General features: G+C 63.2%; 20 protein-coding genes and 2 pseudogenes. 20 read left to right on the top strand and 2 right to left on the bottom strand.

What is annotated here, in order from left to right; genetic code table 11:
• The 15 genes and pseudogenes from HU738_RS12030 to HU738_RS11965 form a co-directional block, all read left to right on the top strand.
• Positions 1–790: HNH/ENDO VII family nuclease (locus tag HU738_RS12030; protein ID WP_217871452.1), on the top strand; the 790-nt coding region annotated here is incomplete at its 5' end.
• A gap of 9 nt (positions 791–799) precedes the next feature.
• Positions 800–1,270, top strand: coding sequence for an SMI1/KNR4 family protein (locus tag HU738_RS12025; RefSeq protein ID WP_186602498.1), 471 nt, complete (start codon positions 800–802; stop codon positions 1,268–1,270).
• 478 nt (positions 1,271–1,748) lie between these two features.
• Positions 1,749–2,240, top strand: a pseudogene (locus HU738_RS12020) (type IV secretion protein Rhs); the annotation flags it as partial.
• A gap of 288 nt (positions 2,241–2,528) precedes the next feature.
• Complete coding sequence (locus HU738_RS12015) at positions 2,529–2,870, top strand: phosphotriesterase (protein ID WP_232244077.1); 342 nt, start codon at positions 2,529–2,531, stop codon at positions 2,868–2,870.
• 144 nt (positions 2,871–3,014) lie between these two features.
• Positions 3,015–3,384, top strand: a pseudogene (locus tag HU738_RS12010) (type IV secretion protein Rhs); the annotation flags it as partial.
• Between the two features lie 73 nt (positions 3,385–3,457).
• The gene (locus HU738_RS26105) at positions 3,458–3,601 is read left to right on the top strand and encodes an immunity 22 family protein (RefSeq protein WP_264082576.1); all 144 of its coding nucleotides are present in this window, start codon (positions 3,458–3,460) and stop codon (positions 3,599–3,601) included.
• Positions 3,573–3,794 carry an immunity 22 family protein gene (locus HU738_RS25975; protein ID WP_225923436.1) on the top strand — a complete coding sequence of 74 codons (222 nt, stop codon included), beginning with the start codon at positions 3,573–3,575 and terminating at the stop codon, positions 3,792–3,794. The genes HU738_RS26105 and HU738_RS25975 overlap by 29 nt, the downstream gene beginning before the upstream one ends.
• A gap of 55 nt (positions 3,795–3,849) precedes the next feature.
• Entirely contained in the window at positions 3,850–4,200 is a 351-nt protein-coding gene (locus tag HU738_RS12000; protein ID WP_186602496.1) for a hypothetical protein, read from the top strand.
• 142 nt (positions 4,201–4,342) lie between these two features.
• Entirely contained in the window at positions 4,343–5,518 is a 1,176-nt protein-coding gene (locus HU738_RS11995; protein ID WP_186602494.1) for a M20 aminoacylase family protein, read from the top strand.
• A gap of 82 nt (positions 5,519–5,600) precedes the next feature.
• Entirely contained in the window at positions 5,601–6,911 is a 1,311-nt protein-coding gene (locus HU738_RS11990; protein ID WP_186602492.1) for a citrate-proton symporter, read from the top strand.
• Complete coding sequence (locus tag HU738_RS11985) at positions 6,908–8,365, top strand: amidase (RefSeq protein WP_186602490.1); 1,458 nt, start codon at positions 6,908–6,910, stop codon at positions 8,363–8,365. Before HU738_RS11990 ends, HU738_RS11985 begins: the two co-directional genes overlap by 4 nt.
• 68 nt (positions 8,366–8,433) lie before the next feature.
• Positions 8,434–9,207, top strand: a complete 774-nt coding sequence (locus tag HU738_RS11980; protein WP_186602488.1) for an IclR family transcriptional regulator — start codon at positions 8,434–8,436, stop codon at positions 9,205–9,207.
• 236 nt (positions 9,208–9,443) lie between these two features.
• Positions 9,444–10,103: an ABC transporter ATP-binding protein gene (locus tag HU738_RS11975; RefSeq protein WP_186602487.1), complete on the top strand. Its 660-nt coding sequence runs from the start codon at positions 9,444–9,446 to the stop codon at positions 10,101–10,103.
• Positions 10,100–12,547 carry an FtsX-like permease family protein gene (locus HU738_RS11970; RefSeq protein WP_186602486.1) on the top strand — a complete coding sequence of 816 codons (2,448 nt, stop codon included), beginning with the start codon at positions 10,100–10,102 and terminating at the stop codon, positions 12,545–12,547. The genes HU738_RS11975 and HU738_RS11970 overlap by 4 nt, the downstream gene beginning before the upstream one ends.
• On the top strand, positions 12,537–13,601 hold the full coding sequence (locus tag HU738_RS11965; RefSeq protein ID WP_186602485.1) for a lipocalin-like domain-containing protein: 1,065 nt from the start codon (positions 12,537–12,539) through the stop codon (positions 13,599–13,601). The genes HU738_RS11970 and HU738_RS11965 overlap by 11 nt, the downstream gene beginning before the upstream one ends.
• Before the next feature lie 7 nt (positions 13,602–13,608).
• On the opposite strand, the gene HU738_RS11960 is transcribed toward HU738_RS11965, so the two are convergent.
• Positions 13,609–14,604 carry an aldo/keto reductase gene (locus tag HU738_RS11960; RefSeq protein WP_186602484.1) on the bottom strand — a complete coding sequence of 332 codons (996 nt, stop codon included), beginning with the start codon at positions 14,602–14,604 and terminating at the stop codon, positions 13,609–13,611.
• A gap of 99 nt (positions 14,605–14,703) precedes the next feature.
• A complete protein-coding gene (locus tag HU738_RS11955; RefSeq protein ID WP_186602483.1) occupies positions 14,704–15,555 on the bottom strand; it encodes a LysR family transcriptional regulator in 852 nt (283 codons plus the stop codon).
• Positions 15,556–15,645: 90 nt separating this feature from the next.
• Between HU738_RS11955 and HU738_RS11950 the strand changes: the two genes are divergently transcribed.
• From HU738_RS11950 to HU738_RS11930, 5 genes are all read left to right on the top strand, one after another.
• A complete protein-coding gene (locus HU738_RS11950; RefSeq protein ID WP_186602482.1) occupies positions 15,646–16,557 on the top strand; it encodes a LysR family transcriptional regulator in 912 nt (303 codons plus the stop codon).
• 98 nt (positions 16,558–16,655) lie between these two features.
• Positions 16,656–17,576: a hydroxymethylglutaryl-CoA lyase gene (locus tag HU738_RS11945; RefSeq protein ID WP_186602480.1), complete on the top strand. Its 921-nt coding sequence runs from the start codon at positions 16,656–16,658 to the stop codon at positions 17,574–17,576.
• The gene (locus tag HU738_RS11940; RefSeq protein WP_186602478.1) at positions 17,576–18,778 is read left to right on the top strand and encodes a CaiB/BaiF CoA transferase family protein; all 1,203 of its coding nucleotides are present in this window, start codon (positions 17,576–17,578) and stop codon (positions 18,776–18,778) included. The genes HU738_RS11945 and HU738_RS11940 overlap by 1 nt, the downstream gene beginning before the upstream one ends.
• Complete coding sequence (locus HU738_RS11935; protein WP_186602476.1) at positions 18,779–19,303, top strand: gamma carbonic anhydrase family protein; 525 nt, start codon at positions 18,779–18,781, stop codon at positions 19,301–19,303.
• Positions 19,304–19,370: 67 nt separating this feature from the next.
• Positions 19,371–20,687, top strand: a complete 1,317-nt coding sequence (locus HU738_RS11930; protein ID WP_186602474.1) for an MFS transporter — start codon at positions 19,371–19,373, stop codon at positions 20,685–20,687.
• The last annotated feature ends 15 nt before the right edge of the window (positions 20,688–20,702 follow it).

The following is a 20,702-nucleotide window of genomic DNA, read 5'->3' as shown; positions in this document are numbered from 1 at the left end:
GGAAGACACGCCGGGGCGGAGCATCCTGTACCTGTATGAGCCGGGTAGCTATGCGCCGTTAGCGCGGGTTGATCAGGCGGAAGGTGAAGGGCAGAAGCTTTATTACTTCCATACGGACCAGATTGGTACGCCGTTGGAGCTGACGGACAGTGATGGCACGATTGTTTGGCAGGCGTCGTATCGTTCGTGGGGCGAGCTAGAAGAGCTTACGGTTAACGAGGTTGTGCAGGATCTTAGGACTCAAGGGCAGTACTTTGATTCCGAAAGTTCCTTGCATTACAATACTTTTCGATACTACGACGCTCAGGTGGGACGATTTACAACTCAGGATCCGATTGGTCTAAATGGTGGGCTTAATTTCTATGGTTTTGCCCCCAACCCCAATTCTTGGGTGGATCCGCTTGGATGGGCCTGCTGGGCTCCCAAAAGTGTAGCTGGTCGTAAGGTCTATCAGCGCAACGATATATTTGACCCGCACCGGGTGGATGAACTGGGGCGGACTAATATACAAAGAATGAAAAAGGGTGATGCTCCAATTGGAAGGGATGGAAAAGAGGTGAATCTTCACCATCTTACTCAGGACGAGCCAGGCCCTATGGCGGAAGTTTTAAGTAGTTTCCACTCGAAGCATGATAGAGTGCTCCACATGTATTCTAATCAGTGGGATAAAAGCTGGGTTGGCAATGATGGGATTAGGCGGCTTTATAATAGCGCGCCACCAAGCATGAATCGCGGTCCATTTAATACTTGGAAGAAAACCTATTGGAAGATCCGTGCTTTGGATTTTTGAGGGCTTGAAATGACTTATATAGATATTCTGGAATCCGAAATTAATGCAAGCGGTGAGGATCCTGCGTTCGCCGGGGGGGCTGCTGACGATGTGATAGGTGATTTTGAAAGAGCCCTTGGCGTCGAATTTCCTCAATCTTATAAGCTGTTTTTAAAGAAGTATGGCGCTCTATCGTTTGCTGGTGATACTTACTATGGCATCACCAAGAGTGGCGTGGATGCGACATCGGTTCCTAGTGTTGCTTTCGCCACAAAGAGTGCCCGTGCCGATGGAGATGCTGACGATTCTATGATTGTGGTGAAAGCATCTGGCTATGGTCCAATCTACTCTATAGATACTTCGATTGTCGGAACCACTGGTGAGCCTGTTGTCGTGGAGACGGAGCTTTCATTTAAGCGCACAAAGGATAAAAATATAATTTACCAAAGCTTTGAAGAATTCTTTACTGATATGGTGCGACAAGCTATTAGAGAACTTTGATTTTTACTCTGTCCTGTGCGTTGTTGGGCGTTATGTTAGGCTGCGAACGTTAAGTTCGCATAAGGCGTTTTGCTCTTCGTGCACGCTTACAGAATATTATTTTTGGGACCTCTTTAAATCACTATTTGCTAAGTGTGGTTAAGAGTCGGGTAGTAAGCCATGTACGAACGGTATGACTATGGCCCATCCACCCGCCTGAGCGAAAAGTGCTGGTCGACAACTTGACCCGATGCTTCGGCTACGACGCTGGCGGGCATCTGGTCCGGCTGGATGAAATCGGCTACGGCGAAAGCGGTGAGCGCCCCGGCAATAGTGGTTTCGAGCGTCGGCTTTCGAATGGCAATGGCGTGAGTGTTGGCTCTTTAATAGTACGCAGATTAATGTGGCTCTACTAGGCAATGGTAGGGCCAGTCTCTTATAAATATTGATTTTCTATGTTTTTAGAAAACGGCATTGTATAAATGCAGTCAGCTCCGAGGACATCAGCGCCACCGGCGGCACCCGCGTTCACCTGCACTACGACAACCCGCTGGGCCGCCTGACCGACATCAAGCGCGTGGTCGACAACCAGGCCGTCGAAACGCTGACCCAGTACCGCTACGACGAACACGGCCAGCTGACCACGGTGATCAACCGCAACGGCGACACCGTGCGCAGCTTCAGCTACGCCGAAGGCCTGATGGTGACCCACAGCAACGCCTTGGGCCTGGGCTGCCACTACCGCTGGGAAACCCAGGGCGGCAAACCGCGGGTGGTCGAACACTGGACCAGCGACGGCGAGCATTAACACTTCCGCTACGACCTCGACGCCCGCACCAGCTGGGCCACCGACGTGCTCGGCCGCGAGCTGGAAGTGCAGTACAACGCCGACCATCGCGTCATCGCCAGCCGAGACTACGGTGGCGAGCGTTACGCCATCGAGCTAGACGAGCAGGGCAACATGGTCGGACTCGACCTGCCAGACGGCAACTGCTCAGGCAAGCGCGTGGTCGACAACCAGGGTATAAACGCTCACCCACTACCGCCACGACGAACACGGCCAACTGACGACCATGCGAACACCACAAGAGCGCCTGCGCGCCAAGCGATTTTGAAAGCAATTTCAATAAGAAAACTACTGCGTTAAAAGGAGTTTGTGGGTGAGCTCGATCAAAGTTTATGACTGGAACAAAAAAATTAAAACAAGCCTAAAAAAATTAAGGCTGGAGATATCTTTTGTTTTGTGCTGGGTAACAAAAAGTATGGTGTTGGACGTATCATGACACAGAACAGCGTTGGTCATGTGGCAGAAATATTTAAGCAGGTGCTCAGTTCGCCAGTATTGAGTTCGACTGCTTTTGATCAATCGGGCGACCCTGTTATTTTGGATTCATATTCTCTCTTTGCTCTCAAGGCTGAAGGTGATTGGAGGGTGGTTGCTCATCAAGAAGATTATCAGCCCTCATCTGAAGAGCCTGTGAGGTTCGTATACGGTGTTGCAGATAATGTAAAGCTTGTAGATATCTTTGATAACGAGACTCCTTGTGCGGGGAGTGATCGTGAATACCCTTTGTATTCACCTATGGGCGATGATGAAGTGAGAGAGCACTTTAGGCTGTAATTGATCTCAGAACTAATATTGCATATGCTCTTTAATAATGTGTGGTTTCTTCTGGCTCTGCTACTTTATAAAGCAGGGCCATGAAATCTATCAGCAATACCAACTATGTTAAGAACTTGAAGACCATATTTTTAATGAGCCTTCGACACGGAAGAGCCGCTGCAACGCATAGTGAACGCTCCCGGCCACTTCCAGCACCTCACCCGCACGCCCGACGGCACCCCTCAACGGTCATCAATCGCATGGTCGACGACCAGGCTGTCGAAACGCTCACGCGACACCGTGCGCAGCTTCAGCTACCCCATAGCAACGCCTTGCGGCTGGGCTGCCACTACCGCAGGGAAACCCAGGGCGGCAAACCGCGGGTGGTCGAAACTGGACCCGCGACGGCGAGCATTACCACTTCCGCTACGACCTCGACGCCCGCACCAGCTGGGCCACCGACGTGCTCGGCTGTGGACTGGAAGTGCAGTACAACGCTGACCACCGCAGACGAACAAGACGAGATCCTGGATAAATACGATGTTGAACGATTCAACAGTGTTCACCTCTGGCTAGGCGTGAATTTCACCGAAGAGGAGGACTATATGAAGTACTTTGAAATCGACTACTCAAGCGACTATGAGATTGACGACCCTCAATACCCAGTCTGTCAGTTCTGTACCGATATCGGCGAACGCTGGTACGACGAGGATTTTTGGCATGATCCCACGCAAGTCCACACTGGTTGATATCGACGCCATGCTGGGTGACTCCGCAATCGATAGAAGCGAATGGAACAGGGTCAAAGCCATTTGCTTGAGTCTCGGCATTGTAAAGATGAATGCAATGTTCTGGTATTCTGATGGCGGCTTGGTGATCCGGACACCGCACAAAGAGCATTATAATGGCCTGCGCTATATTGGCTTGTTCGAAGGAGAATAATGGCCATGGAGGCGGGGTCAAAGCACAAGTAATCTGAATGGAAATGGAGTTTCAAATGCCCGCAAGGACGACAAAACGCAAGAAACAGCCACCGCACCCCGGCGGTGAGGTCCACGACCGCCTCGTGGAAATGGATTTCTGGGTAAAGTGCGCATACCTGTTCACGCCAGCGTTCCTGGCGCTTGTGGGTGGCCTGCGTGCTGCGATGATCGCCATCTTCATCTACCCCGTGATCAGCATCATCTACTTCATCATCCGCCACCGTTACCTGAAAAGCGTACCGCCTGAGAAGCTGGTCCATGTGGTGCCGTGGAGTCATATCTATGACGGACGGAGCCTGTCGATGATCATCCTGAGCCTCTATGTACTGGCGGGCGGTTACGCACTCTACAACCACCTCTTCTAAGGTGGTTCCACTACGCGGAACCACATTCGTTTGTACTCCCTCGCCACTCGCGTTTATCTGTCGCCTAACACGACCTGCCTTTCCCGTCGTGATCTCAAAGCGAACAACAAGAACGGGCCCCACCCGCGCGAGGAGATTCCCCATGCAGCAACACCAGCACATCCTGGCCTGGCTCAACGAGGTGGCCAGCGACCTGCACGCCATCCGCCACGATATCCACGCCCACCCCGAACTCGGTTTCGAAGAAAGCCGCACCTCGGCCCTGGTCGCCACGCTGCTGCAGCAGTGGGGCTATGAGGTGCACACCGGCATCGGCAAGACCGGTGTGGTCGGTGTACTGCGCAACGGCAGCAGCCCGCGCAAGCTGGGCCTGCGCGCCGACATGGACGCGCTACCGATCCACGAGGCCACCGGTGCCGCCTACAGCAGCCGCCACCAAGGCTGCATGCACGCCTGCGGCCACGACGGCCATACCACAATGCTGCTGGGTGCGGCGCGCTACCTTGCCGCTACACGGCAGTTCGATGGCACGCTGACGCTGATCTTCCAGCCGGCCGAGGAGGGCCAGGGCGGGGCCGAGGCGATGCTCGCCGATGGACTGCTGGAGCGCTTCCCTTGTGACGCACTGTTCGGCATGCACAACATGCCGGGGCTGCCGGCAGGCCACCTGGGCTTTCGCGAGGGGCCGATGATGGCCTCGCAGGACCTGCTGACCGTCACTCTCGAGGGCGTTGGCGGGCATGGTTCGATGCCGCACCTGACGGTCGACCCGCTGGTGGCGGCGGCCAGTGTGGTGATGGCGCTGCAGACGGTTGTGGCGCGTAACATCGATGCCCAGGAGGCGGCGGTGGTCACGGTCGGCGCGCTGCAGGCGGGCGAGGCGGCCAACGTGATTCCGCAACAGGCGCTGCTGCGCCTGAGCCTGCGGGCGCTGGATGCCCAGGTGCGGGCGCAGACCCTGGAACGGGTGCGGGCGATCATCGTCAGCCAGGCCGAGAGCTTTGGCTGCAAGGCCAGCATCGAACACCGGCCGGCGTACCCGGTGCTGGTCAACCATGCCGCGGAAAATGCCTTTGCCCGGCAGGTCGGCGAAGCGCTGCTGGGCGCCGACAAGGTCGATGGCAACACCCGCAAGCTGATGGGCAGCGAGGACTTTGCCTGGATGCTGCAACGCTGCCCCGGCGCCTACCTGTTCATCGGCAATGGCGTGCAGCGGCCAATGGTGCACAACCCGGCCTATGACTTCAACGACGACATCCTGCTGACCGGCGCCGCCTACTGGGGCGCGCTGGCCGAGAGCTGGCTCAAGCCGGCCTGACTTGGCTGTATTGACGACTGCCGCTGGAACCCGGGCGCGGCTGCGCCTGGGCGATCACTTGAACCTGAATGGAGTGTTCCGCATGCAGATTTCCAATACAGGCGCGTCGCGTACCCGGCAAGTGGTGGCGGCGGTCATCGGTAATGCGCTGGAGTGGTATGACTTTATCGTGTACGGCTTTCTGGCGAGCATCATCGCCCGCCAGTTCTTCCCCTCGGACGATGAATACAGCTCCCTGTTGATGGCCTTGGCCACCTTCGGCGTGGGCTTTTTCATGCGCCCTGTGGGTGGGGTGTTGCTGGGCGTGTATGCCGACCGCAAGGGGCGCAAGGCAGCGATGCAGCTGATCATCCGCCTGATGACGGTGTCGATTGCGATGATCGCCTTCGCACCGAACTACCTGGCCATCGGCATGGGGGCGCCGTTGCTGATCGTGGTAGCGCGCATGCTGCAGGGCTTTGCCACCGGTGGCGAATACGCCAGCGCCACGGCCTTTCTGGTAGAGAGCGCGCCGGCCGACCGCAAGGGCCTGTATGGCTCGTGGCAGCTGGTGGGGCAGTGCCTGGCGGTGTTCTCCGGCGCGGCGATGGTGGCGCTGGTCACTCACCTGTGCACGCCCGAGGCGCTGGACAGCTGGGGCTGGCGGATCCCGTTCGTGCTCGGCTTGCTGATCGGCCCCGTGGGGCTGTGGATTCGCAAGCATATGGCAGAACCTGAGGAGTTCCTGGAAGCGCGCAAACAGGCCAGGGGCCAGGCGCCGAGCCTGTGGCAGGTGCTGCGTGAGCAGCGCCGCAGCCTGCTGGTGTCGATGGGCCTGGCCAGTGGCGCGACGGTGTCGTTCTACGTGGTGCTGGTGAACATGCCGACCTTCGCCCACAAGAATCTCGGCCTGCCGCTGGACCAGGTGCTGCTGGTGCAGATGCTGGCCGTCGGCCTGATGACCGTGGTGATCCCGCTGGCCGGCGCCCTGTCGGACCGGCTCGGCCGACGGCCGGTGCTGATGGCCTTTACCCTGGCGTTCTTCGTCATGGTCTACCCGCTGTATGTGTGGGTAGCGGCGGTGCCGTCGATCGAGCGGCTGCTGGTGATGCAACTGCTGTTGTGCAGCGCCATTGGCGGCTTCTTTGGCCCGGCGCCGACCGCTTTGGCCGAGCAGTTCCCGGTCGCGGTACGCTCCACGGGTGTGTCGGTGGCCTACAACGTGGCAGTGATGGTGTTCGGCGGCTTCGCCCCGCTGATCGTCACCTGGCTGAGCAAGGTGCTCGGCACCCCGGTGGCGCCATCGTTCTACGTGCTGTTTGCCTGCCTGCTGACATTGCTCGGCACCTATTGCCTGAAAGAAGCACTGCGCGCCGGCAAGGCCGCCGCCTACAACCTGGGAGTGAAACCGTGAACGCGTTAGCTATCGACCCGATCGTCGCCCTCGACGCCGAGGCCCTGTCCCGGGCCATCCATGCCCGCCAGGTGGCGTGCCGCGAGGTGATGCAGGCTTATCTGGGCCATATCGAGCGCTGCAACCCGCAGGTCAATGCGCTGGTATCGCTGCGCGCTGGTGAAGACCTGCTGGCCGAGGCCGAGGCCTGCGATCGCGAACTGGCGCGTGGCCAGTCCCGTGGCTGGATGCATGGCATGCCGCAGGCGATCAAGGACCTGGCCGCCACCGCCGGGCTGCGCACCACCCTGGGCTCGCCGCTGTTCGCCGGGCAGGTGCCGGCACACGACGCCATCAGCGTGGCGCGGGTGCGGGCCAGTGGGGCGATCATCGTCGGCAAGAGCAACGTACCGGAATTCGGCCTGGGCTCGCAGAGCTACAACACGCTGTTCGGCACCACCACCAATGCCTATGACCACAGCCGCGTGGCGGGTGGCAGCAGCGGCGGTGCGGCGGCGGCATTGGCCATGCGCCTGCTGCCGGTGGCCGATGGCAGCGACATGATGGGGTCGCTGCGCAACCCGGCGGCGTTCAACAACGTGTTCGGCCTGCGCCCATCGCTGGGGCGGGTGCCTTATGGGCCGACGCCCGAGCTGTTCCTGCAGCAGCTGGCCACAGAGGGGCCGATGGGGCGCAGCGTCACCGATGTCGCCCGTTTGCTGACGGTGCAGGCCGGGCATGATGCGCGGGTGCCGTTGTCGCTCAATGACGGTAGGCGGAATTTTGCGGCCGGGCTGCAGCGAGATTTCAAAGGCGCACGGGTCGGCTGGCTGGGTGACTACGACGGCTATTTGCCGATGGAAGACGGCGTGCTGCGCCTGTGCGAAGCGGCCCTGGCCGATTTCGCCGAGCTCGGCTGCGATGTCGAGGCCTGCCAGCCGGCGTTCGATCAGGCCCGGTTGTGGCAATGCTGGCTGACTCACCGCCACTTCCTGGTGCACGGCAACCTGGCAGCGGCCTATGCCGACCCAGGCAAGCGGGCGCTACTCAAGCCGGAGGCGCAATGGGAAGTGGAGGGTGGCCTGCAACTCGGGGCCGCCGCTGTCTATCAGGCGTCGCTGGACCGCAGCGCGTGGTACCAGGCCCTGCACAAACTGTTCGAGCGTTACGATTTCCTGCTGTTGCCTTCGGCCCAGGTGTTCCCTTTCGACGCAGCCGAGGCGTGGCCGAAGGAGGTCGGGGGGCGGACCATGGACACCTATCATCGCTGGATGGAAGTGGTGATCGGGCCAACCCTGGCCGGCCTGCCGAGCATGAGCGTGCCGGTCGGTTTCAATGCCGCGGGCCTGCCGACAGGGCTGCAGATCATAGGCCCGGCCCAGGCCGACCATGCCGTGCTGCAGCTGGCCTACGCTCATGAACAGCTGACCCGCTGGGTGGAGCGGCGCCCGCCGCCCAGCCTCTTGGCCCGCTAAGGGGCTGGCCCGGCCCGTATCTTGCTGGGCATGATGACCATCCACGCACAGACAGGGAGGTCGGATCCATGGGCACAGCGACAGACAGCGGCGGCGTGCGCTCGGTGGAGCGTGCGCTGGCCATCGTCGAATTGCTTGGCGAGCATCAGGCCCTGGGCCTTGAAGAGCTGCATTACCTCACCGGCCTGCCCAAGGCCACGGCCTCGCGCATGCTCGCCACCTTGCAGGAGCAGGGCTGGGTCTACCGCGGGCTCAGCGACCGGCGGTACCGACTGTGCGCACGCCGCCTGTTCGGCGACCGCCAGCAGCGCTTCAAGCGCCAGCTGGTGGAAAGCGCTGCGCCGTTGCTGCTGGAACTGAGCGAGCGCACCGGGCTGGTAGTCGACCTGTCGTGTTTCGACGGCGAGCGGCTGGAGGTGATGGAAAGCGCCATTCCGCAGGTGCTGCGCAAGCGTTATCCGAACAACTGCCAGATCGTCGGCCAGCATGCCAGCCTGTTCCATTCGGCGATGGGGCGGGCGTGCCTGAAGGAGCTGGCGGTCGATGAGGTGCAGCGCCTGGCCCGGCATGAGCGGGTGTGCGGCGAAGAGCTGATGCGTGGCCTGGAAGGGGATGCGCACAAGGGGTTCGGGCAGCGCACCGAGGGGTATTGGGAGTATCCGGTGCGCTTGCCGTTCCTGATCCGGGCGATTGCCTTGCCGGTCAGGGTGCAGGGGCAGCTGGCCGGGAGCATTGCCTTGCACTGGCCACTGGACCAGGCACCGGTGGAACAGGTGTTGAGCCTGCACCTGGACAGCCTGGCGGCGACTGTGGGGGAAGTGCAGCATGCGTTGGTGGGTTAGGGGGGGCTGGCGGTAGATTTGTGGTGGTTTCGGGACCGAGCGCCGCTGCGCGGATAAATCCGCTCCTACACGGCATGCACCCAGGCAGGCGACGCTGGCGTAACAGGTTCGGCACGTTGCAACAGACCGTAGGAGCGGATTTATCCGCGATGCGCCGCGCGGGCGGCGCTCGATCTCCCAGGCACCACAGAATACAAGGCATACACTTGCAATAACCTCCCCGAAGGCATCCCCCCATGCTGCTCATCGAGCACCTGCACAAGTCGTTCCCCACCGCCCAAGGCCCGCTCCAGGTCCTGCGCGGCGTCGACCTGTCCCTGGCACGCGGCAGCAGCCTGGCGCTGATGGGCGAATCCGGCAGCGGCAAAAGCACCTTGCTGCACCTGGTCGCCGGCCTCGACCGTGCCGATAGCGGGCGCATCCTCATCGACGGCGAACCCTTGCACGGCCAGGGCGAAGCGGCCCTGGCCCGGTGGCGGCGCGAGGGCATCGGCCTGGTGTTCCAGCAGTACAACCTGATCAGCAGCCTCGACGTGGCGGCCAACCTGGCCTTTCAGGCGCGCCTGGCCAAGCGCCACGACCGGCAATGGCTGGCCTATCTGGCCGAACGCCTTGGTTTGATGGCGTTGCTGGATCGCTACCCGGAGCAGTTGTCCGGCGGCCAGCAGCAACGGGTCGCCATCGGCCGGGCCCTGGCCAGCCGGCCGGCGCTGTTACTTGCCGACGAACCCACCGGCAGCCTGGACGAAGCCAGCAGTGACGAAGTGCTGGCCTTGCTCCTGCAACTGGTCGGCGAGGCGGGCAGCAGTGTGCTGATGGTCACCCACAGCCCGCACCTGGCCGCGTGCCTGCAGCACCGTTGCGTGCTCCATCAGGGGCGGGTGCAAGGGTCATGAACAACCTGCTGATCGCCCTGCAGGCGCTGGGCAGCCATTGGTGGCGCCACCGTTTGCAGTGCCTCGGCATCTTCACCGGCCTGTGGCTGGCGACGGCGTTGTGGACCGGCGTGCAGGCCCTCAACACCCAGGCGCGCAGCGACTATGCCCAGGCCAGCGCCGTGCTGAGCGGGGCGGCGCACGTGCAGTTCGTCGCCCGCGATGGCCAGCGTTTCGACCAGGCGCTTTACGTGCAACTGCGCAGGCAAGGCTGGCAGGTGACACCGGTGCTAGAGGGCCGCTTGCGCCTGGCCGGTGAGCCAGCCGTTGCCGTCAGGTTGATCGGCATCGAGCCACTGAGCCTGCTGCCGGGTATGGCCGTCGCGGGTGCCGACCCGGCAAGCTTCGACTTGCAGACGTTCATCGGCACACCCGGGCAAGCCTGGGTCGGCGCGGATACATTGCGCCAATTGACGGGCAAGCGGCGCACGATCGATGGCCAGGCCTTGCCGCCGCTGATGCTCAATAAACAACTGGCACCTGGCGTGATGCTGGTCGATATCGGCGTGGCCCAGGCTTTGCTCGATGCGCCGGGGCAGCTGTCGCGGCTGGTCAGCGACACCGACCAGCCGTTGCCGCAGGCGCTCGCCGACCGTTTGAAGGTACAGCCAGCGGAAGATGACAGCGACCTGCAACGCCTGACCGCGAGCTTTCATCTGAACCTGACGGCTCTCGGCCTGCTGGCATTCGTGGTCGGGCTGTTCATCGCCCATGCGGCCATCGGCCTGGCGCTGGAGCAGCGGCGGGGCCTGATGCGCACCTTGCGCGCGTGTGGTGTCAGCCTGAAGGTGTTGATGGCGGCTTTGGCCCTTGAGCTGGGCGTGTTCGCCGTAGTCGGTGGCCTTGCCGGTGTGGCGGCGGGCTACCTGCTGGCAGCGCTGTTGCTGCCCGATTTTGCTTCCAGCCTGCGCGGCCTGTACGGCGCCCAAGTCTCGGGGCATCTGCATCTGCCGCTGTACTGGTGGCTGATGGGCCTAGGTGTGAGCCTGCTCGGCGCCTTGCTGGCCGGCATCGACAGCCTGCTGCGTGCTGCGCGGTTGCCCTTGCTGGCGTTGGCTCAGCCTCAGGCCTGGCGCCTGGCCCAGCTGCCCTGGCTGAAGCGTCAGGCAATGGCCGCCGCAGTGCTTGCGGTCATTGCCTTGGGCTGCGGTTACTTCGGCAACAGCCTGCCCGGTGCCTTCACCCTGCTAGCCGCGCTGCTGCTGGCGGCCGCCTTGTTGTTGCCGGGCACGCTGGCCCTGTTGCTCGCTGGCCTGGCACGGCATACCCGGCGGCCACTGGCGCAGTGGTTCGTCGCCGACAGCCGTCAGCAATTGCCGGCGCTGAGCCTGGCACTGATGGCATTGCTGCTGGCATTGGCCGCCAGCGTGGGAGTGGGTGGCATGACCGAAGGTTTCCGCCGCACCTTCGTTGGCTGGCTCGACCAGCGTCTGGCCGCAGACCTGTATGTCACGCCACGCGACAGCATTCAGGCGCTGCAGATCTACCAGCAGTTGCAGGATGACCCCGGCGTCAGCGCTGTGCTGCCCAGCTGGCGAGTGGAATGGCGCCTGCAGCACTGGCCGGTGCAGGTGCAAGGGGTGATCGACCAGCTGTTCTACCGCAGCCACTGGCCATTGCTTGAACAGGCGCCGAAGGCGTGGGAGCAGGTGGCCAGCGGGCAGGGCGCCATGCTCAGCGAACAATTGGCGCGTCGCCTGGGCGTGGGCATCGGGGATGAAGTGCAGCTGCCGGGCGACCCGCCACAGGGCATGCGGGTGGTGGGCATTCACGCCGACTATGGCAACCCGAAAGGGCATGTGCTGGTCAATGCCGACTGGCTGCGCCAGCACGCGACGACGGCCAGCCTGAGTGGCTTGAGCCTGTTGATCCGGCCCGGGCAGATTGCGTCGGTCAAGGACACCTTGCAGCAGCGCTTCGGCCTGGACGAATCACAAGTGGTCGAGCAGTCCAGCCTGAAAGCCTGGTCGACGCAGATATTCAGCCGAACCTTCGCCGTCACCGCCGCCCTGAACAGCCTCACCCTCGGCGTCGCTGGCGTGGCGCTGTTCATCAGTCAGCTGACACTGGGCCAGCAGCGACTGGGGCAACTGGCACCGCTGTGGGCGCTGGGTGTGCCGCGCCGCTGGCTGGCCTGGCTGAGCCTGGGCCAGACGCTGATGCTCAGCGGTTTCACCGTGCTGCTGGCAATCCCCCTTGGGCTGCTGCTGGCCTGGTGCCTGGTGGCGGTGGTGAATGTACAGGCATTCGGTTGGCGGCTGCCTTGGCACGTGTTTGCCAGCCAACTTGTGCAACTGGCCGCACTCGGTGTGCTGACCAGCCTGCTGGCCAGCGCCTGGCCGTTGTGGCAACTGGCGCGGCGCCAGCCGAGTGAATTGTTGCGGCGGTTCGCCGATGAAGGTTGAAGCCGGGCTGTTGCTGGCCTGCCTGCTGCTGGTCGGGTGTGACGCCCCTGCGCCGCCGGCCAGGAGTTATGCAGGGCTCGGTGCCGAGGCGGCAGCGTTCAAGCAGGTTATGCGGGACACTGCGCTGGTGTTCCCCCGTGACCACGGCGCCCACGATGGCTATCGCATCGAATGGTGGTACGTCACGGCCAACCTGCGTGATGCCCAGGGCCGTGACTGGGGCGTGCAATGGACGTTGTTCCGCTCAGCCCTGCGCCCCGGCCTCGAGACCCACGCCTGGAACAGCCCCAACCTGTGGATGGGCCACGCTGCCCTGACCGACCAGAGCGGCCACCAGGTCGGCGAAACGCTGGCACGTGGCGGCATTGGCCAGGCCGGCGTCGAAACCGGGCCGTTCCGGGCCTGGATCAACAACTGGTCGCTGCAAGGCGATGACAGCATCCACCGCTTGCAGATGCATGCCAGTGGCCAAGGCTTTGGCTATGACTTGACCCTGGCAAGCGACAAGCCGCTGGTGCTGCACGGCGATCGGGGTTACAGCGAGAAGTCCGGTAAAGGTCAGGCTTCGTACTATTACAGCCAGCCGTTCTACCAGGTCAGTGGCGAGATCGAGCGGGACGGGCAGCGTGTTCAAGTAACCGGGCAGGCCTGGCTTGACCGGGAGTGGAGCAGCCAACCGCTGGCGGCCGGGCAAAGTGGCTGGGACTGGTTTTCGCTGCACCTGGGCAGTGGCGCCAAGCTGATGCTGTTTCAGGTGCGTGAAGATCGGGGGCAGCCGTACCGGGCCGGCACCTGGGTTGGCCCTGACGGGCAGGTACGGGCGCTGCAGGGGGCTGAGGTCGAGCTGACGCCGCTGGCCTGGACCGATCAGGACAACGGCAAGCGCGTGCCGACCCGCTGGCGGGTGCAGGTGCCCGCCATGGCCCTGGATGTGCAGGTCGAGGCGGTGCAGGCCAAGGCCTGGATGGGCACGCGGTTCCCTTACTGGGAGGGGCCGGTGCGGGTCAGTGGCAACGCGCAGGGGCGGGGCTATCTGGAGATGACCGGGTACTAGCCCAGGCTTACTTGAACCCGGTCACCGCATGCGGCACATAGGGCGCTTCCAGCCGGGCAACTTCATCACTGCTCAGCTGGAACGCCAATGCGGCAATCGCATCATCCAGCTGCGCCACTTTCGAGGCCCCGACAATCGGCGCCGACACCCCACGCTTGCCCAGCACCCAGGCCAACGCCACCTGCGCCATCGGCACGCCGCGCTCGCCAGCGATCTGCTCGACCACGTCGATCACCCGGCCATCTTCCACTTCGGTCTTTTCATAGAATGACTGCCCGGAAATGTCGGTGCGGGTGCGTTCAGTCTGCTGCCCATGGGGGCGGGTCAGCCGGCCGCGGGCCATCGGGCTCCATGGCATCAGGCCGACACCCTGGTCGAGGCACAGCGGGATCATCTCGCGCTCCTCCTCGCGGTAGATCAGATTCAGGTAGTTCTGCATCGACACGAAGCGGCTCCAGCCGTTGCTGGCCGCCACTTGCTGGGCCTTGGCGAACTGCCAGGCATACATCGACGACGCGCCGATGTAGCGCGCCTTGCCGGCCTTGACCACGTCGTGCAGGGCTTCCATCGTCTCTTCGATGGGCGTGTGGTAGTCCCAGCGGTGGATCTGGTACAGGTCGACGTAATCAGTGCCCAGGCGGGTCAGGCTGGCGTCGATGTTGGCCATGATGGCCTTGCGTGACAGGCCTTGCTCGTTGGGGCGGGTGCTGCCTTCCCACATGTTGGCGGGGAAGAACACCTTGGTGGCGATCACTGTCTCGTCGCGGCGGGTGTACTCCTTGAGCAGCTTGCCGAGGATGATCTCCGAAGTGCCGGCCGAGTAGCTGTTGGCGGTGTCGAAGAAGTTGATGCCCTGCTCGACGGCGTGGCGGATGATCGGGCGGCTGTCGGCTTCGCCCAGGGTCCAGGGGTGGGTGCCGGCGTCCGGCTCGCCGAAGGTCATGCAGCCCAGGCAGAGTTTCGAGATGTCCAGGCCGGTGTTGCCCAGTTTGACGTATTGCATCCGCTGCTCCTCAGTGATCGGTTGTGCGACGCAGGGAAGCTTAGCGGTGATGGCTGGCTGCGGAAATCCCGAATCGGTGCAGGCGCAATCCGCATAAATTCACAAGCGCAACAGCGGTTTGACCTGTTGCTGCAGGAAGTCGGTGACGGCCTTGATGCGCGGCGTGTTGCGTACATCCTCGTGCACGGCCAGCCAGATCTCGATGCTCATGGTCTGTTCATCCTTGCCGGCGACCGCCAGGCCATGCTCCTGCGCCATGAACGCCGGCAGGCAAGCGATACCGACCCCGCCGGCAGCCGCCTGGGCCTGGATGCGCAGGTCGTTGCTCTGCAACACCAAGGGCTGGTTGCCGGTCTGGCTGAGCAGCCACTGCTGCTGCGGTGACTTGGCCTGGGATTCGTCGTAGCCGATGTAGCGTGGCGTGCCCGTGCTGCGCAAGTAGGCGGGGGCGGCGTACAAGCGGTAATCCAGATAACCCAGCAGGCTGGCGACCAGCGTCGGCTCGGTGGGCCTGGCCAGGGTGATGCTGATATCGGCTTCACGGCGGGCCAGTGAGGCTCGCGACTTGCTGCCGACCAGCTTCAGGCGCAGTTGCGGGTAGCGTTGCAACAGCGCATCCAGCTGCCGGGCGATGATACTGCCGAGCAGCGCGGGCGGGGCGGCCAGCACCACTTCGCCTTCGACCTGCTGCTGGCCGGCATTGGCAAAGTGCTCCAGGGCGAACGACGACTGGGTCATCTGCTCGGCATATTCGCCGACCCGGCGGCCTTCGTCGGTCAGCGCGTAGGCCCTGGGGCGGCGGTCGACCAGCTTGAGGTTCAAGGCGGCTTCCAGCGCGGCGATGCGCCGGGCCACGGTGGCGTGGTCGACGCCCAGCTGCCTAGCCGCAGCGGACAGCGAGCCGGTGCTGATGAAGGCGGAGAAATGGCGCAGATCTTCCCAGTCGAACATGGCGGGCCTCTGAAGTAGAGCGGCCATGATACGGTCTTATGCGGCCTGGCAGGTGCTAGGATGGCTGCCCTTTCCCGATCAGGTACCGCCATGCAGCCTCTCGATCACCTGTCGTTGCACCTGTTCATCATGGTCTGCGAAGCCGGCACCATCGCCCGCGCCAGCGAACGGGCATTCATGGCGCCGTCGGCGGTCAGCAAGCGGATATCGGATATCGAGGCACGCTTTGGCACGGCGTTGCTCAAGCGCAGCAAGCGGGGTGTCGAGCCGACCCCGGCGGGCCTTGCCCTGTTGCGCCATGCGCGTGGCCTGACCCGGGCCATGGAGCGCCTGGACAGCGAGTTGAGCGAGTACGCCGAAGGCGCTCGTGGGCATGTGCGGGTGCTGGCCAATGTGTCGTCGATTATGGAGTTCCTGCCCGAGGAACTGTCGGCGTTCATGTTCGACAACCCGCTGGTCCAGGCCGATATTGAGGAGCGCTTCAGCCCCGACGTGGTACGCGGGGTAGCGGAGGGCAGTGCCGACCTGGGCATCTGCCGCAAGTCCATGGCCGTCGGCGACCTGGAGTTCGTGCCGTACCGTCAGGATCACCTGGCCGTGGTGGTCGGCGCCGATCACCCGTTGGCCGGGCGTGGCAGCATCGCCTTCGAAGAGACGCTGGATTACGAGCACCTGGGCCTGTCGGCCTTCGCCACGCTCAATACCTTCATGCGCAATAGCGCCGAGGCAGCGGGCAAGGAACTGCGCTTTCGCTCGTACGTGTCGTCGTTCGACGCGGCCTATCGCCTGGTGCAGTTCGGCCTGGGCCTGGCGGTGTTCCCGCAGGAGGCGGTGGCGCGCTATGCGCAGCTGTTCGACCTGCGGGTGATCCCGCTGACCGATGACTGGGCGCTAGGCGAGTTCGTCATCTGCATGCGCGACCGGCATGCCTTGAGCCTGTCTGCGCGTCGCCTGCTCGACCATTTGCTGCTGCGCGCGCCGGCCTGGCAGTCACGGGGTTGATCCATCGCGGCTGACGATGGATCAGCCCGTGAAACACGTCTTTTCTGCCTGCCGTGCTGCTCTTAGTCTGGCTCCACGCTTCAGACAGAGAGACCGTGATGACAACAATAACAATCAACGAAGTCGGCATGCGCGATGGGCTGCAAAGCCTGCAAGCGGTGATGCCGACCGCCGCCAAGCTGCGCTGGATCGACGGTGCCTATGCCGCTGGCGTGCGCCATATGGAAGTCGCCTCGTTCGTGCCGGCCCGGCTGCTGCCCCAGATGGCCGATGCCAGGCAAGTGGTGGCCCACGCCCTGACCTATCCCGACCTGCTGGTGACGGTGCTGGCGCCTAATCTGCGCGGTGCGCAGGATGCGCTGGAGTCCGGCGCCCAGCGGATTATCGCGCCGGTATCGGTCAGCATGGCCCACAGCCTGGCCAACGTGCGGCGCACGCCACAGGAGATGGTCGAAGAGCTGGGGCGCATGTGCCAGCTGCGCAGCGAACTGGGGCGTCATGAGGTGCAGATGATCGCCGGCATGTCGGTGGCCTTTGGCTGCACCCGCCAGGGTGAGGTGCCCCTGGCCGACCTGTGCGAGCTGACCCGACAGGTGATCGAGGCCGGCTGCGACCTGGTTTCGCTGGGCGACACTACGGGCTATGCCAACCCTGGCCAGGTAGCGACGGTGATCCAGGCCGTGCGTGCCATTGCCGGCGAACGCCTGCGCGCCGCGCACTTCCACGACACCCGTGGCCTGGCTCTGGCCAACAGCCTGGTGGCGGTGCAGCAGGGCATCCGCGAGCTGGATGCATCGCTTGCCGGGCTTGGCGGTTGCCCGTTCGCACCGGGTGCCTCGGGCAACACGGTGACCGAGGACCTGGTGTTCATGCTGCAGAGCATGGGCTTCGACACCGGCATCGACCTGCCGGCGCTGATCGCCTCGCGCCAGCTGCTGCGTGAGGCGCTGCCGGATGAACCGCTTTACGGCGCCATCGCCCGCGCCGGCCTGCCGCTCAACTATCCAGGAAATGCCTAATGTCCAGACTCCCTTTGGACGGCATTCGTGTCGTCGAGATTTCGCACATGGTCATGGGCCCCACCTGCGGCATGATCCTTGGCGACCTGGGTGCCGAAGTGATCAAGGTCGAGCCCACCCGTGGTGACGGCACACGCCGGTTGCTCGGGGCGGGGGCGGGGTTCTTCCGTACCTTCAACCGCAACAAGCAGTGCATCGCCGTCGACCTCGACACGCCCCAGGGCCGTGAGGCGGTGCTGGCGCTGATCGACAGCGCCGACGTGTTCATCGAAAACTTCAAGCCCGGGCGCATGCACACGCTGGGTTTCGATTACGCCACGCTCCGCCAGCGTAACCCCCGGCTGATCTATGCCTCGCACAAGGGCTTCCTCAGTGGCCCGTACGACAACCGCCTGGCCCTGGATGAAGTGGTGCAGATGATGGCGGGCCTTGCCTACATGACCGGGCCGGTGGGGCGCCCTCTGCGCGCCGGCAGTTCGGTGAACGACATCATGGGGGGCATGTTCGGCGCCATTGGTGTGCTGGCCGCGCTCAACGAGCGCACCACCACGGGTGTCGGCCGCGAAGTGCAGAGCGCGTTGTACGAGAACTGTGTGTTGCTTGCGGCCCAGCACATGCAGCAGTACGTAGTGACCGGCCAAGCCGCGGCGCCGATGCCCAACCGCATCAGTGCCTGGGCCATTTATGACGTGTTCACCTTCGCCGGCGGCGAGCAGATGTTCGTCGCTGCCACGGGTGAAGGCCAGTGGCAGGCCCTGTGCCGCCTATTGGGCCAGACGGCTTTGCTCGATGACCCGACCTTGGCCACCAACAATGATCGGGTACTGCAACGGCCACGGCTGCTGGCGCACCTGGCCGAGGTGTTCGCCAATCTTGACGCCCAGCAATTGGCCTTGGAACTGGAGGCCAACAGCATTCCGTTCGCGCCGATCCGCCGCCCGGAAGAACTGTTCGAAGACCCGCACCTGACCCAGAGCGGTGGCATGGCGGACCTGCTGCTGGAAGATGGCAGCAGCACGCCGATGCCCTTGCTGCCGCTGTCGCTGGACGGCCAGCGCCTGCAGCCGCGCCGGCCGATCCCGCGGATTGGCGAACACACGCACAAGGTCATGCGCGAGCTGGGCTACAGCGACGAACACATCGCCGAGCTGTGCGCGGCCGGTGTGCTGAAAACCGACGACCAGGCCCAGGGAGTGCACTGAATGGCAATCTATCGATACGACACACTGATGCCGCACATTCATCCGGAAACTTTCGTTGCCGAGGATGCCACGGTCATCGGCGACGTCACCCTGGAACAGGGCACGAGCGTGTGGCCGCAGGCGGTGCTGCGCGGTGACAACGAGCCGATCCGTATCGGTCAGCAAAGCAATGTGCAGGAAGGGGCGGTGCTGCATGCCGACCCGGGCTTTGCCCTGACCGTGGGCCGCAATGTCACCATCGGCCACCAGGCCATGCTGCATGGCTGCAGCATCGGCGATGGCGCGCTGGTCGGAATCCAGGCCGTGGTGCTCAATGGCGCGGTGATCGGCCGCAACTGCCTGGTCGGTGCCGGCGCCATCGTCACTGAAGGCAAGGTGTTCCCCGACAACTCGCTGATCCTGGGGGCGCCAGCCAAGGTGGTGCGTGAACTGAGCCCTGAGGCCATCGCCGGCATGCACGCCAATGCCGCCGAATACGTGCGCAAGGGCCAGGCCTTCAAGGACAAGCTCGTGCGCATTGGTTGATTCGTTGCACGCGGCGCCCACACCGGGCGCCGTCGCTCTCCAATAATTACAAGAATGGAGATCCACCATGGTTGCCTTGACCGGCGAAGTGGCGCGCGAGCGCGCCGACAGCCACATTGACGAACTGCTGCTGTACCGCCGCGTGGCCTGGCGCATCATGCCGCTGGCCATCATCTGCTTCCTGTTTTCCTATTTCGACCGCATCAACATCAGCTTTGCCAAGACCCAGATGCAGGCTGAACTGGGCCTGAGCGACGCGGCCTATGGCCTGGCCGCGAGCATGTTCTTCATCGGCTACGTGTTGTTCGAAGTGCCGAGCAGCCTGGGCCTCAAGCGCTACGGAGCGCCGGCCTGGATCTGCCGGATCATGGTGTCGTGGGGCCTGGCCACGGCAGCGCTGGTGTTCGCCTACACCCAGTACACGTTGTATTTCCTGCGCTTCCTGATCGGGGTGATGGAGGCCGGTTTCGGCCCGGCGATCCTGTTCTACCTGGCCTGCTGGTTCCCCCGTAAGCACCTGGCGAAGATGAACGGGCTGTGGTTCCTCGCCGTGCCCCTGGCCGGCGCGGTGGGTGGGCCGGCAGCGGGTTTCCTGCTGGGGACCATGGACGGCGTGCTGGGCCTGGCGGGTTGGCACTGGCTGTTCCTGATGTCGGGGTTGCCGTGCGTGCTGCTGGGCGGGCTGGTGCTGTGGAAGCTGGACCGCGACATCGAGTCGGCCAAATGGCTGAGCCGCCCGGAAAAAGACCTGCTGGCGGAGAACCTGGCCCAGGACAGGCGCGTGCAGAAGCCGGTGCTGGGATCGATCTGGCGGGTGCTGCTGACCCGTGAAGTGGCGATCATGGCGTTCATCTACTACGTGGTGAAAACCGCTTCCTACGGCCTGAACTTCTGGATGCCGCACCTGATCAAGTCGTCCGGCGTGCAGGACATGCTGTGGGTCGGCATGCTGTCGGCACTGCCCTATGTAGTGGCCTGCATCGGCATGGTGCTGCTGACCCGGCGCTCCGACCGCACCGGCGAGCGCAAGCGCTACCTCGTTTATTGTCTGCTGGCCTCGGCGCTGGGCTACCTGTTGGCCTGCCTGTACGCCGATTCGTCCTGGGCGATGATGGCGGCGCTGGTACTGGCCACGGCGGGCACCTTCATCGCCATTCCGATCTTCTGGACCATTCCGCAGTCGACCTTCTCGGGCCTGGCCATTGCCACCGGCACCGCAGCGATCAACTCGGTCGGCCAGCTGAGCGGCATCGTCGCGCCGGTGATGGTGGGCAAGATCAACGACCTGACCGGCAGCAGCTATATGGGCATGCTGTCGATTGCCCCGCTGATCCTGATCGCCTGCCTGGTGGTGATGCGCTACGTCAGAAACCCCAAGGCCTGAACAGCAACGCTTTCC

The organism is Pseudomonas vlassakiae, assembly GCF_014269035.2.
Taxonomy (GTDB): Bacteria; Pseudomonadota; Gammaproteobacteria; order Pseudomonadales; family Pseudomonadaceae; genus Aquipseudomonas; species Aquipseudomonas vlassakiae.
Note: the sequence above shows the minus strand (reverse complement) of the source record. Positions and strands in the feature narration are given on the sequence as shown.